This is a genomic window from Mycoplasma sp. 394, from assembly GCF_054353895.1.
This window is the reverse complement of record NZ_JBTHHL010000001.1, coordinates 1-15,287: the sequence shown is the minus strand read 5'-3', so window position 1 is coordinate 15,287 and position 15,287 is coordinate 1. Positions and strand designations below refer to the sequence as shown.

11 protein-coding genes are annotated in these 15,287 nt (G+C 25.8%); 9 read left to right on the top strand and 2 right to left on the bottom strand.

What is annotated here, in order from left to right; translation table 4 throughout:
* Positions 1-22: 22 nt before the first annotated feature.
* Positions 23-1,063: a hypothetical protein gene (locus ACXYRQ_RS00055; protein ID WP_458614409.1), complete on the bottom strand. Its 1,041-nt coding sequence runs from the start codon at positions 1,061-1,063 to the stop codon at positions 23-25.
* A gap of 62 nt (positions 1,064-1,125) precedes the next feature.
* A complete protein-coding gene (locus tag ACXYRQ_RS00050) occupies positions 1,126-1,956 on the bottom strand; it encodes a hypothetical protein (RefSeq protein WP_458614310.1) in 831 nt (276 codons plus the stop codon).
* A gap of 157 nt (positions 1,957-2,113) precedes the next feature.
* Between ACXYRQ_RS00050 and ACXYRQ_RS00045 the strand changes: the two genes are divergently transcribed.
* The 9 genes from ACXYRQ_RS00045 to ACXYRQ_RS00005 all read left to right on the top strand — a co-directional run bounded on the left by ACXYRQ_RS00045 (position 2,114) and on the right by ACXYRQ_RS00005 (position 15,192).
* Entirely contained in the window at positions 2,114-2,632 is a 519-nt protein-coding gene (locus ACXYRQ_RS00045; RefSeq protein ID WP_435130350.1) for a dUTP diphosphatase, read from the top strand.
* A 61-nt stretch (positions 2,633-2,693) separates the two neighbouring features.
* Positions 2,694-3,881, top strand: coding sequence for an acetate/propionate family kinase (locus ACXYRQ_RS00040; protein ID WP_458614309.1), 1,188 nt, complete (start codon positions 2,694-2,696; stop codon positions 3,879-3,881).
* Positions 3,856-4,287: a pantetheine-phosphate adenylyltransferase gene (gene coaD, locus ACXYRQ_RS00035; RefSeq protein WP_458597284.1), complete on the top strand. Its 432-nt coding sequence runs from the start codon at positions 3,856-3,858 to the stop codon at positions 4,285-4,287. The genes ACXYRQ_RS00040 and coaD overlap by 26 nt, the downstream gene beginning before the upstream one ends.
* On the top strand, positions 4,280-4,855 hold the full coding sequence (yihA, locus tag ACXYRQ_RS00030) for a ribosome biogenesis GTP-binding protein YihA/YsxC (RefSeq protein ID WP_458597283.1): 576 nt from the start codon (positions 4,280-4,282) through the stop codon (positions 4,853-4,855). The genes coaD and yihA overlap by 8 nt, the downstream gene beginning before the upstream one ends.
* Positions 4,855-5,790: an MAG1430 family protein gene (locus ACXYRQ_RS00025; protein WP_458614308.1), complete on the top strand. Its 936-nt coding sequence runs from the start codon at positions 4,855-4,857 to the stop codon at positions 5,788-5,790. Before yihA ends, ACXYRQ_RS00025 begins: the two co-directional genes overlap by 1 nt.
* 174 nt (positions 5,791-5,964) lie before the next feature.
* A complete protein-coding gene (locus ACXYRQ_RS00020) occupies positions 5,965-11,256 on the top strand; it encodes an MGA_1079 family surface serine endopeptidase (protein WP_458614408.1) in 5,292 nt (1,763 codons plus the stop codon).
* Positions 11,257-11,346: 90 nt separating this feature from the next.
* Complete coding sequence (locus ACXYRQ_RS00015) at positions 11,347-12,036, top strand: hypothetical protein (RefSeq protein WP_458614306.1); 690 nt, start codon at positions 11,347-11,349, stop codon at positions 12,034-12,036.
* 143 nt (positions 12,037-12,179) lie between these two features.
* On the top strand, positions 12,180-12,338 hold the full coding sequence (locus ACXYRQ_RS00010; protein ID WP_435130333.1) for a hypothetical protein: 159 nt from the start codon (positions 12,180-12,182) through the stop codon (positions 12,336-12,338).
* 220 nt (positions 12,339-12,558) lie between these two features.
* Positions 12,559-15,192, top strand: coding sequence for a type I restriction-modification system subunit M (locus tag ACXYRQ_RS00005; protein WP_458614305.1), 2,634 nt, complete (start codon positions 12,559-12,561; stop codon positions 15,190-15,192).
* Positions 15,193-15,287 lie beyond the last annotated feature (95 nt).

Genomic DNA, 15,287 nt, shown 5'->3' with positions numbered 1-15,287 from the left:
GTCTTTTTTATTGATAAATAAGTTATGTGTCTATTTTAGTTAGATATTTTTTACGACTAAATTGTATTTGTTTTATCTTCTTTAATATTTCTTCATCTTTGATCTGTAAGAAAAAATTATTTAGGTTTATTTCTTGTGTATCCTTTATATCCGAATAACTATTTTCTCTTACAATCTTTAACATAGCCTTTACATTTATATCATTATGCAAATAATAAAGAATACTTCATAAATCCCATGTAACAACTTCTTCATCAGATAAATTTATTTTTACTTCTTTGAATGCTTCTTTATAGAAATTCAATTGCTTATAATCATATGTAATATGCTCAAAATTGCCTTCTATTAAATTTTTTAGTATTACATCTAAGTAAATAGAAACTAACTTTGCATTAGTTGTTATAAATCAAGTTTTATCAATCTGTTGCATTATATTAAGATAATAATTAAAATCTTTATTATTAATATTTTTTATCATATTAAAGATGCTATCCATTAAATAAAATTCACATGATATTCTATAAACATTTTTCTTCTGAATATAGTTTTTAAATAATATCTCTTTATTTATAGTTATTTTAATTTCATTTTGATTTAGTTGATAAATTATTTTTGGTTTTAATACATCATTTATGTTAATATCATTGACTTTTGAATCTGTTTTATAAAAAATTAAATTATTTTTATTTATTTGTATATTTAATATTTGTAATCCCGAAACTTCATCAGAAACCAAACCATATTTATTTAGTATTCTTGCAACTTTTAAAATTATTTTTTGTTTTTCATCAATTAATAATTTTTTAAAAGTCCCAAATTTTAATCTAAGAATCATATACACTTGCAATGCATAAGAAGCATACAGCCTTAGATTATGTCTATACATATAAATAAATAAAAATTTAGATAAAAATCTTGCTAATAAATATAGAAAAATTATCGAAATTCCTAACATAACTCAGCCAGCACCATAAAAAATATCTAAATATATAAATAATCCAACATTAACTAATGATGCTATATATAAAAGCGATAAGATTATCAAAATTATATAATAAAACATATAAGAGTGTACATCATACCTTATCTTAAATTTATAAAGTATTGTATTTTTATTAGAGGATGCTATGAATTTATTCATTTAGTTTCTGCTTCACTTCAATATCTATTTGCTAACACAGATAATCTATATGCTTCATTATGATATATTCAATAAGAAATTGAAATTTTATAAATTCAGTGAACCTCAGATGATTTATTATACAATTTCATTAATACATCAGAAATTAAATTCATTGATACTCTTTTTTGAAACATTTGATCAATGACTTCTGCATATGCTTTTACACTTTCGCTAGGTATTTTTATTTGTGAAATTTCTTTTATCACCTGTGACAATGCATAAGCGAATTTTACTGGTGCAGCTAATTGCGATGGCAAACTATCGGAAGCTTCTATAAATGCATCAAATGAATCGGAAGCTCTATTTAAATTTTCTGAAATAAATGTAGCAACCTTGCTTATAATATTTTGCATAAAATTTCTATATGAAATAACATTATAAACATATGAACGAAATGATGAATATAGACTCTTTCATTGATATTCGCTTATATAACTATTAATAATAAATTTATTTTTATATTCATTCGAAATATTATAAGTTCTATTATAAAACCCTTGTAAATTTACTCAATCAATTGATCTTTCATTATTTGTATATCTTTTAGATTCTATAATTTCACGTACAGTTTTTAACGGGTTTGTCTGTTTTTGTTTAGCTATCTTAAAAAGACCTTCTAAGATGTCTTCTACATCTGAATCATTATATTGCTTTGCAAAATCTTTTTCTTTATTTTTTAATATTGCTTCAGTAATTCGTAATTTAATATTTTCTTCATCAGATGTTAGCATCTTTGCATTATTAATTTTTTCTTGTAATGGATAAACAATCATTTTCTCTCCTTTTTATATATATTTATTATATAAAAAATCTTTTAATATTTTGAAAATAAATTTAAAACAAATATTAAATCATTTTAATTATGAAAATAATATGAGAAACAAAAAAATGATTAATAAACAAAAATAAAAATTGTATTAAAATATATTCATGGATTTATCATTATTATTTCAATTACAAAAGAAACTGGATCAAAAAATAGAGCAAAAGCAGCAACTTAACCATCCTGAACTCACTAAATCAGATGTTTTAACCCAAAAAACCTTAGCTTTAATGATTGAAGCAGGTGAATTTGTAAACGAAGTACAAAGTTTCAAATATTGGAAAATTAACAAAAATGTTAATTTAAGAAATGTTACTGAAGAATTTGCGGACTTATTACACTTTTTAATCAACCTTGCTTATGCTTATGATGTAAATCCATTTATAAAACCGAGACAAATTTCAGATGATATCAATCAACAGTTTCAACAACTTTTTATAGGCATTGGTAAAATTATGCAAATGGCCAATAATGCTGATATACAGAGTTTGAAGACTCAAATCACAAAGGTTTTTGAAATTGCATTAGGGAGTTTTGTAATGCTTGGTTTTACATATGGACAAATGATTCAGGCATATTTTTATAAAAATCAGAAGAATTTTAAACGCTTATATAGCAATTATTAATTTAAATAATAATGATTATTACCAATATTTTTGGTAAAATATAAAATAATTAGGAGATATAATGAAAAAGATTTTAGTTATTAATGCAGGTAGTAGTTCAATTAAACTAAGCCTTTTTGATAAGGATACTTTAAAGTTAATCGCGAGTGGGCTTGCTGAACGAATCACCTTACCTAAAGGTAATATAACCATCAAATTTAATGGACAAAAACACGAAATAGATGTTGTGATGCCAAATCATGAAGTTGCAGTTGAAGAAGTATATAAATTAATGCAACAAATCAAATTAATTGAAGATAAAGCAGAAATTGAATTTATCGGATTTAGAGTAGTACATGGTGGAGATTATTTTGCTTCTACAACCAAAATTACACAAAAAGAAATTGATTTAATTTCAGAATGTGCAATTTATGCACCATTACATAATCCAGGTGCTGTGCAAGCGATGCAAGGTTTTAAGAAAGTTTTTCCAGATGCTAAATTAAGTGCAGATTTTGATACAGCATTTCACCAAAGTATTGAAAAAGTTAATTATACATATGCTATACCGCATGATTTAGCAAGCAAATTTAATATCAAAAAATATGGTATGCATGGTATTTCCCATCAATTTATTACTGAAAAACTTGCTGAAATTCTAGGACAAAACACTGTTTCTTTTGTTAATTTACACCTTGGAAATGGAGCAAGTTTAGCTGCAGTTAAAGATTCGAAATCAATTGATACTTCAATGGGACTTACTCCATTAGCAGGAATTATGATGGGAACTCGTAGTGGTGATATCGATCCATCTATTCACCAATTTGTCCTTAAGCAAACTCAAATGGATATTAATGCATTCACTGATTTATTGAACAAAAAAAGTGGTTTATTAGGTGTATCAGGTGTTTCATCTGATATGCGCGATGTTCGTAATGCAGCAGATTCAAATCCACAAGCAAGATTTGCTCTTGATTTATATGCTCAAAAAATTGCGGATTACACTGCTATTTATGCAAATAAGATTGGTTATCACCTTGATGCACTAGTATTTACAGCAGGAGTTGGTGAAAACTCAGCAGCAACTCGACAAGATATAGTTGATAGACTTTTCTTTAAGAAGATTAAGTTAGATAAAACATTAAATGAAGGTCCAATCAGTGATTATCAATTAATTTCTACACCTGATTCAGAAGTTAAAGTTTATGTAATTAGAACAAACGAAGAATTGGTGATTGCACGTAATGCCAAAGCAATCTATAAAAATTAATTCAGCATTGTATGCTGGATCTTTTAACCCTATACACAAGGGACATTTGGATATAATTCGTAAAGCAGCAGATCTATTTGACCATATTTATGTTGTAGTAAGTCAAAACCCAGATAAACCTAGTAACGATTTTAAAACTAATACTGCTATTTTGAAAGAAAAAACTAAATTTCTTGATAATGTCAAGGTTTTAGAAAATCAAAATATGCTTACTGCTGAATTTGCAAAAAAACTTAATGTTAAATACTTGGTTCGCTCAGCACGTAATCAAACTGATTATGCATACGAAATTGATTTAGCTTCTGGAAACAAACTGCTTAATTCTCAATTAGAAACCATATTAATTATCCCTGATGAAGACTACCTACAATACTCATCTGCATTAGAAAGAGCAAAAAATGTTTAAATTTATCAAATCGGCTACTAATAAAAGCAACTGATATGAGCATTCAAATTATGAAATCGCATTCTGAGGACGCTCTAATGTTGGTAAAAGTAGTTTAATTAATGCACTAGTTAATAATAAAAAATTAGCAAGGGTTTCTAAAACACCAGGTCGAACACAACTACTTAACTTCTTTGAAAATAATAAAGGTGCAGTATTTGTAGATTTACCTGGTTATGGTTATGCAAAAGTTTCAAAAACTCAACAAATGCAAATGATGCAAATGATTGAAGATTATTTAATTAATCGTAAAAATTTAAGATGTGTATATTTATTAATCGACAGTCGTCACTCTATGACACAAAATGATAAAAATGTGGTAGAATTTTTATATTCAATTAACTTACCTTTTATACCTGTATATACCAAAGCAGATAAGCTGAATCAAAAGGGAAAAAGTAAGTTATTAAAGAACATCAAAAGTGAAATGCAGCAATATAATTTTAATAAATATTACATTGTTTCTTCAGAAAATAATTATGGGATTGATAATTTATTATTAAGTATTAATGAAACATTGGAGGTTTAATGAAAAAAGTTATGATTCTACTTCTTACTTGTTTAGGTGTTGCTTCAACCACTGCTTTTGTAGCAGGTATTACAGTTGCAAGTTTAAATAAAAATAAGGATACATCATCATCTGATGTTATTAAAGATGCAACAATTAGCAATAATGTTAAATATAAAAATTATGCAAGTTGAGATTTTGGATTTAAACCAGGTAAAGAACTAGAAAAGAAAATGTCATCTGAATTAGCAAGCAAATATGCTACAAATCCTTTGTATCGCACAGGAACAACTGTGATAGATAACAATTACTGATCAGATCAATTACTACCTAAAACAACTTTAGATCAAAAACAACTTAATACATTAGATTTTTATGCATTAAACCATTCAAATGTTCCATTAAATGTTTTTTTAGACATCAAAAATACCAGTGATGGCAAAAGAGAATCAAACAGTGAAAGTGAAGGTTATAACTTAAATTTTTATTCCTTTGCAAATGACAAGGATGGAATTTTATATTTACAAATTACCTTTATCCCAAATGCTAAAAATAAAGATCCAAAAACATATAGAACACTTTATCAAATTAAAGGTTTTAAACAAATACAACTTACTGATATTGATCAACTGATGTATTTAACTCCATCCCTTAACAAAGATTCTGATATCTATAAAAACGCTAAAACTTCAGAAGATATAAAGCAAAAATACGAAGCAGACAAAGATGATTTAACCAAGAAAACTAATTTCATTAATTCGCTGCTTAATATAAATAAAAATAAACTTGAAATTGATTATCAAAAGACAACTCTAGATTTTGACAAGGATAAGTTAAATATTAAATTTATAACACATCCTATTATCAATTGAGCAAAAGTTAATAAATTAGATGATTCACAAGTTTATGATCAAATTTCTAAAGAAATTGATGTTCAAATTTCCCTTGAAAAATAAACCTTTATGAGGTTTATTTTTCATTATAAAAACTTTTTCATTTTTCATATCAAGACATTATATTGATGCTTATGTAATCATGAAAATCTTAAAAAAATCTACTTTTTACATAGATTTTAGATTAAATTTTATAAAATATTAATACACACATTTGAAAATTTAAAAAAGGAGTATATGAAATTCAAAAAATGATTCACTACCATGTTACTTTCAACTGTAACATTAACCACTGTTTCTTGTGGACAATTTAAAGAAAGTTTAAAAACTAACACCCCAAATGATCCTGAGGACCCGAATACAACAGATGATACAACCCCTGAACAACCTAACAAAGATTTACAAATACAAAATTTTATCAACATAAATCTTAATAACATTAAAAGCAATTCATATAATAAATTAATGTCAAATGTTAGGAATTGACTAATCAATCAAGATCTTAGTGATGAAGAAGTTGTGTCAAAATCTAAATTACTAAATAACCTTGTCTTACAATTAAATGAATTCGATTCTAATAAACAAAATTACGAAGAATGAGCATCGCTATTGACAGAAACCAAATCATTTTTAAATAATGGTTTTAGTGATATTGATTTATTTTTGAATCAGTTAAAACAAAAAATTAATAACATCCAAAATATAGTTTTAGATGATAAAGGTCCTGAATATAGAAGTAATATTAAGGATATTTTTGAAAATAATTCATCAATGTTGAATCAAGTTAATCCAATTTTCGATAAACTTAAATTATTTTTGTTAAACAAAAATAATTATGTACCACATTTAAATTCAATAAACCATAATTTTTATGATAATCTACGATATATAACTCAATTATACAATCAAATAATTACACAAACATATGAAAATGCTGCAAATGCTATATATCCTTTTGATAACGAACTTGAAAGTGAAATAACATCTCTAAATAATTATTTAAATCAAGGTGAATTTGATAACTTTTTTGATCTAAAAACAACTGATAATTTATTGGAAAAAATCAAAAGTATCCGTAAATTACAAACAGGAAAAGTGGAGTTTTTCAGTTTACAAGAAAATTCATATAAATCCTACCTTCATAAGGTTAATGCATTGAATGATTCAGATGAAGTAATTAATTCTAGTGTTTTTGAATTCTTTTATAACAATAGATACACATTCTACATAAAATTTAGATATGATCCAAATAATGAATTTTTAACTGAAGCAAAAACCCTTAATGATAAAATTAATTTTATAAAAACCATGCAAGATCAATATTTTAAAAATTCACAAAACACTTTGTTACAAAAAATCAACGATGACATCGATTTGTTCATAATGTCTATACCTGGATACAATGAATTTGAAAAATTAGACAATGATTTAGATGCTCAAACTGATAAATTAAAAAAATATATAACAGATAAAGATTTGATTCCAAGTGAATTAAAAGACAGAATAAAAGAATTAAAAGAAAAAATTACAAATGATAAGTATATTGATGATTTTCAAAGAGATGAATTATTAAATGAGTTATCACAAGTGATAACACTGAATCAATTCACAAAAGTACGGAATAAAATAAAACAAAATGATAAAAACATAGAAGATGATAAAAAGGCATTACTAACACAAATATCAAAAATTCAAGCACCACAGAGTTTTTATAACTATAATGCTACTAAAATATATTTTTTATCAGATGCAACTTCTTATGATAATTATAAAAATAATTTATGAAATTTTATAACATCATTTAATAGTGCAAAAGATGCATATCAAGCATATAAGAATAAACGAGATAAAAAACAAATAGATACCAATGCTTTATGGGATTTTTTACACTCAGATATTACTTTAAATGCTAATAAAATTTATAATTTTATAACAGATAAATTTCAGGATTTTGACTATACAAATATACAAGAATCTATTAATACCCTCAATAAATTTAAACAACTAATTGATCAAACTTTAAGGACAGCAGGTGTTTTTAATCAAAATGACTTTGATTCTAAATTAAATACACAAGCACAAGGAAACGATCATATAGAACTTTCTGATGATGCAAAAAGATATGAATTAAATAATTACCTATATTCAGCATCCATAAATAAAAATAATGCAAAATTTTATTTGAATAACTTTAACACAGAGTTTTTAGATTATCAACCAGTAAGTTTTGAACTTAAAAACAATGACAAGAATACTTTGATTATTCATTTAAAAGCATTCTTAAAAAATGATCCAAGTTTCTTTACAACCATTGATAAAGAAATAACATTTAGCAAAGATGTGAACCCGATTATTAATGAAATTACTTTAAATAATTTAGATCAATTCTACCAAGTTGATTATTTCAATCTTAAAAAACTTACACTTCAACAATGACAAAACTTATCATTGCAAGATAAAAAAAAGTATTTTAAACCGAAAACAAGTGGTGTTGGCAAATTCTTTAAATTTGATATTAGTCAATTTATAAAATACGAAAATTCTAAGTTATATTTTAAATTTGATGTACTTTTTGATAGACAAATTATCAAAACTTCAGAATTATCAACTGATTCTACAATTCTTTTTTCTCAAAATCCAAGTAATTCTGATGCAATAAATTTACAGGCTATGCTGGATTTATTAAACAAAAAAGATGGAAATGTAACTTTTTATAACTTGCTTAAAATAAAAGACGGAAGAAATTGAGGACACTCTCAGTATTTAGCATCAGAAGCTAAAAAAGCATTTGACGAATCATATGATTTACCAAAATTCGGTAGATACCAAATGATAGTAAAAAGTTCAAAGGTTAAAAACCTACGAAAAGGTGAAGCATTATTACAATTTTCTTATAGTATCGATGGTGTCGAAGCAAATGTATCAAACGAACAACTAAAAAATTGAGAAAGGGAATTTCCTTATTTCAAATTGCTTGATTTTGAAGATATTCTACCCAAATCAGGTAATAATATGACAGATTCAGATTTTACAGGATACACTTCAATTGATGCTAACCATCAAGCAATAATTGATAAGTTAAATGAAACTAATTTTAGCATTCGTAAAAATGATGGAAAACATACCAATGGTCCGAAATTTAATCTTTTTGATGCTAAGGATTTTATTGCTGCAAATGTTTTCAAAAAAGCTAATTATTTCATCAATATTTCAAATGGGGTAGATAACAAAGCAACTAACTTAGATGATCAACTTTATGTTCCTTATCAAACTAATATAAATCCAACTGATAATCCTGTCAATCCACTTGATAATGAGCAACGAAAAACATTAATATTAAACTACTTTATCTACTTTTACGATTTCAAATTAGAAGGAAAACGTGGTTTGAAATTTAAGCTCGGATTCATCAATAAATTTGATTCAAATAAAAGATATTCTAATTTTAAAGAATATCATCTTATTAATCTTGTTAACGATTATAAACAAGTTCATTATCCAAATATTATTTTAAACAACATCCAACATAGCAACTTACAAATAAACCAGAAAGAAATAGCTAAAAATTCAGCAAAATACTTTGCTAATCATCTTGATCAACTAAATGAATATATAAAAGTTACATCAAACATAGATGATCATAACTTTTTATATAATAATTATCTTTTCCCAGAAAATCAATATAAAATTGTTGCTATCGGAGGATATAAAAATGATACTGCATATATAAAACTAGGTTATACCAATATCGATAATCAACTAGTTACAGCAAATGTATGATATAAAATAACAGGATTTAAAAATACATCGGATGTTGAATCGCTTGATAAATTAACTTTTGGTTCTGATAAATTACAAGAAATTTATCATCAACCAAACCAAATAGAAAGAACAAGAGTAATTGAGCCATATTGACAGGATGCGATTTGAAACTATGATGCTAACTCCAAAATTGCAGGCTGAATCTTAAAACGTAAATATCTAGAAAAAACCTTATTGAACCCTCAGAATAAAAATAATCAAGTTTTAACTCATATATATGGTGGTATTTTGGCCAAAAATACTTCTATAAGTGGTTTTGATATAAATTTTGATTTAAATAAATTAATCGATGCAAAACGATTAAATTTTAGATATGATTTTAATCATTCTGAATATACAGTAAAAATTAATGTTCAAGTGCATTGAGATGCAAAACAAGGTGTTATTTATCAAATTTGAACTGATAATAATACAGATATTGTAGTCGATCAAAACAGAGATATAAAATTTGATGAGAACAGTAATTTTAATCCGAAACAACCATTTATTATAAATAACTATGGAGCAAGAGTTAAAATCAAATATACATCTGATTCAGCATCGGAAGACTTTGGACAAATAACAAATGAATTTGATTATACTAATACCGAGCTTTCTTCATACTCTACCCCATTAGTTATATATACTAAACCGCAATATCTATTTGATACAGATACATACAATCCCAACATCAATGTAGTATATAAGCTTCACGATGGATACAAAATGAATTTTGATTACATTAGAACCAAAAAATATATTAATGATCCTCTTATTAATAATACAATTTTTAGATCATTTTTATATACAGCAAACGGTGCTAAACATATCGGAAGTGCATCAATGTTAGCAAAAGTTAACGATGATCCTAATGATGGTAGATTTTACTTTGCCACCAACTGACATGTTGAAAGAGTAAATAATTTTGCTGAATTCAGTGGTGAAAACTTACCAAGACGAATTAACTCACCATATTTGATTATTCCAATATGACAACCTGTTCCAGGTTGACAAAACGGATACCGTTCTGGACAATTTGATAACTACTCAAATGTTACTGTTGGGTATCGATACTCAAGAAATACTCCAAATTACTCAGTAGGTAGTCAACCAATAGATTTTATTTGATCAGGTGTAAATCAGATCCAAAATGATGGAAAACAAAAACCTGGTGATTTCTTCGATGAATCAATTATGATTTTGGATATCAATCCTATTATTCAGCAAGCTCGCAGATTAGGACAAATTGATAAAGTGATTTTCTTTGAAAAATGATTCAAAATACCGAGTGCAAAATTTGATTTTAAATGACAATATACCACTGCTCCATATGATATGCAATTTGATACAGCGATGATGGGATGACCTGGACAAAAGGAATTTGGTTATTTAATGCATCGCATCACACGTTCAACAGATACTAACCAATTCGATGTAGCAATGCAAACTAATTTCTTGCCTTTACTTTCCGAATCAGGACACTCCGGTGCTGGAAACTACTTAGCAGGTGATATTATGATGGGATTGTTAAATGCTGGAGGTGGTTTTGATTTTACACGTCATCAATATTTGGATGCATATAATCTTAATTATATGGGTATTAACTGAAATAGGCAAAATCCACTTGCTCTACCTAACACACATTCATTTGCTTCACAGATATTTAGATTAAATTCTATTAATCCTGATAAGTATGCAATACCTTGATTTTTAAAGGAAATAAAATAATTGATATAATAAATTGTTATAACTCAAAGAATACCAAAAAAAGAACTAAATAAGTAAAAAACAGTTAGTTAAAAAATGTATAATAAAGTTATGAATGAATTAGAAATTTATATAACTAAAAAAGAAGAAGAAAATTTTGATAAATTTTTAGATAAATACCTAAGTTCATCTGTGTTTAAATTAAATGATGAATATTATTTTAGAAAAAAATATAAAGCAAAAGTAAATAAATGCTCAATATCTTATAATAAAATTGACTTCTCTGATACGAATGATTTTGAGTTACTTCATCAATTAATAACCGAGACGGTTATCAATACTTTCGAACTTCTTCAAAATAATTGATCTGAAGAAGTAGAAGATTTTAAATATATTAATGCAGATGATACACATATTTATTACTTACTACGTCATTGTGAATATGGTATAAATGATATATTTGACTTTTTTTCTAAATTATTTATTTCATTATTAGAATGTCACAAACTTATTAACGGTAACAAAAGAATTGCATATTTCTTTTTGATAAACTTAGTCCGTTTTTGTGGTTTTTACTTCAAATTAAGCACATCAAAGAAAATTAATATCTATAAATTAAAAAATGAAAGAGTAGTTTATTGCTTCGTATATAAACTTCAAAACAGAAATTATAAAGATGTTATAAATGATTATAAGAATCTAAATAACAGTATAACAGATTTAACTGATGCAGATTATTTGAAAAAGTGCATTGAAGAAATACGATTGAAATATGAAAATTTACCAGTAAAAGAAAGATAAGAAAGGACAAAAACAGAAATACGTAATTGAATAAAGAAGAACATTGTAATTTCAAATAATACCGAGATTATTACAAAATAAATAAAATTAAGAATAATTCTGAAAATTAATGTAAATTAATGTAAAATATATATAAATTTTAAATGGAGAGATTTATGATTATAAATAAAGGTAAACTTACTATAGAAGATATTAAAAAAAGAGCAAAATACTTAAGAGATTATCCAACAGATCAATGACTTAAAGACATAGGACAATGAGAAGAAGTGGATAGAATAATGAAAATGCTCGCTAAAATGTAAACCTGTTCTGTGCATTGAACAGGTTTATTTTTAAACAAAATCTAAAATGTTTCACAGCATTTTAATTCAAAAACTAATCATGCAAAAAAATCAACTGATTAAACTGCATAATTTGCCCAAAGTCAAATAAACTATAAAATGATTAAAAAAACCCAGAAATAATAAGGTCTTTAGTCATTATTCTATATAATTATATTAATATCAGAAATTAAGGAGCAAAATGTCAAATAAATATTTTAAAACTTTAAGCAAACAAGAACTAGCAAATAAAATATGAAATGCAGCAAATGAATTAAGAAAAAACCTTGAAGCATATAAATACAAGGACTTTATCTTATCATTTTTATTTTACAGTTTCCTTTCACAAAAACAAATTGATTATATGTTAAATGATTTGGGTTTATCAATTGAAGAAATCTCAAAATTACAGTCAAATTATAACTTATTAGGATTACCTAAAAAGGAAACTGATGAAATCGAAACACAAATTGATGAAATTAAAAGATATTTAGGTTACTTTATTTTTTATAACGACTTATATCAAGTATGAACCACAAATAAATATGGTCAACAAATCGACTTTAGCATCAATAATATGGAAGATGCTTTCAATAGATTTAACAAAAATATTTATCAAGATTATAAATATCAAAATCTATTTAGAGATATTATCATTACAACACCTGAGGATTTAAATAATCTTGGAAGTAACAAACAAGAACAAACCAAAAATGCTAAAAAGTTAATGGAACAAATGAATGAAATCCCGGTAACAAAACAAAACTATGATGTTTTAGGTTATGTATATGAGTTTTTAATCGGTAAATTCGCTTCAACTGCCGGAAAGAAGGGGGGGGAGTTTTATACACCACATGAAGTTTCAATTTTAATGTCAGATATAATTTCATATAACTTTAAAGATCGCGACAGAATTAGTATATATGATCCTACATCTGGATCTGGTTCGCTGCTTTTAAACATCGGAGAAGCATTTAAAAAGTATGGTAAAGATGAAAATTCTGTAACATATTATGCTCAGGAAATTACCAAAGCGACTTTTAACCTAACTCGGATGAATTTAATAATGAAGAACATTAATTCAGCTGATATTAATGTTCGTAACGGTGATACACTCGAAGAAGATTGACCTATTATTGAAAATGGTGGGAATATTATTTCTGTAGATGCAGTTGTATCAAATCCGCCTTACTCACAACACTGGCGCCCAGAAGGAAAAGAAAACGATCCTCGTTATAATGAATACGGTTTAGCACCTAAATCTAAAGCAGATTATGCCTTCTTATTACACGAACTTTATCACCTTGCTTCCAATGGGGTTATGGCTATCGTATTACCTCATGGAGTATTATTTAGAGGGGGTAGTGAAAAAGAAATCCGCAGAAAATTAATTGAAAATCAAAAAATTGAAACTATTATAGGGTTACCTGCTAACATCTTTTTTGGAACCGGTATTGCTACCATCATAATGATTTTAAAGAAAAACAAATCAGATTCAAACATCCAATTCATCGATGCATCCAAATTATTTATCAAAGATGGTAAAAATAACAAACTTGAAAGCTCACATATTAAAAAGATTACCGATGCATATAAAGCCAAAACAGATATTGCTAACTTTTCAAGGGTTGTTTCTTTACAAGAAATCAAGGATAATGACTTTAATTTAAATATCTCAAGATATATAGATAACTTTGAAAAAGAAGATACCTACGATTTATATGCTTCAATGTTTGGTGGAATTCCATTAACAGAATTAAAACAACTAAATGATTATTGAAATACTTTTGATTCTCTCTTTAATCAATTAACTACCAAAGTAAATGATGCATATTATAACTTAATACCTAAGGAAAAGATTTCTGAAGCCACCAAAGATAATTTAGATGTTAAAAATTACCAAGCACACTTTAAGCAAATTGTTACTGATTTTAAAGATCTTACAAATTCATTTGCTACATCAGTAGATAACATCAAAAAAATCAAAGATATTGATTTAGATTATGCTATTTCAAATTATGTATTTGAAAAACTTAATGATATTCCATTATTAGACAAATATGAATTATTCCAAATCTTACTAGATTATGTACATAAAAATATCAAACCTACTATTGATATAATCAATGAATATGTTGATGCTGATTTTAAAGTCTTAATTGAAGAAACTACTGAGATTGAAACAACTAAGAATGAAAAGATTTCAAAATTAGAAAGTCATTTGATTAATATCGATGTTATTAGTGAAAATTATTTTGTCGACTTAAATAACAAAATAAAAGATCTAAATGAAGAAATTTCTAATTTAGATTCACAAATTTCTTCAATTTTAGAAACTATTGATGAAGAAGATAAAAACGATTCATTATTTGGTAAAACTGGTGATTTTAAATTCCCAGAAATTTCTAAATACCTTAAAAAAGCAGATAAAAATCAAGATGAAGAATCATTTGAATATAAATTATTTAAAGCAGATGATTTAAATAACCAAAAAGTTTCAATAAATAAACAACTTAAAGAACGACAACAACAACTTTTCTCTGCAGTTGCTAACTTCCTACAAAATATTAGTGAAGAACAATTTTTAGAACTTATTAAAATACAATGAAATAATAATTTTGAAGACATCATTTTTGAAAAACATAATGTAATTATCAATAACTTAATTTCTAAACTAGAAACACTTTCAGATAAATATTTTGATACTTTAAGTGATATTAATAACCAAATTGCTCAAAAAGAAAATGAACTTATTGAACTTCTTTCTGATCTTAAAGGTGAAGAATCAGATATGCAAGGTATTTCAGAATTAATTAAAATTCTAGGGAACAAATAATGTCAAAGAACATTCTTGTTCCTTCTTTACGATTCAAAGAATTTACTCACGCTTGAGAACAAGAGCTTTTGGGAGATATGATGTATAAATATTCA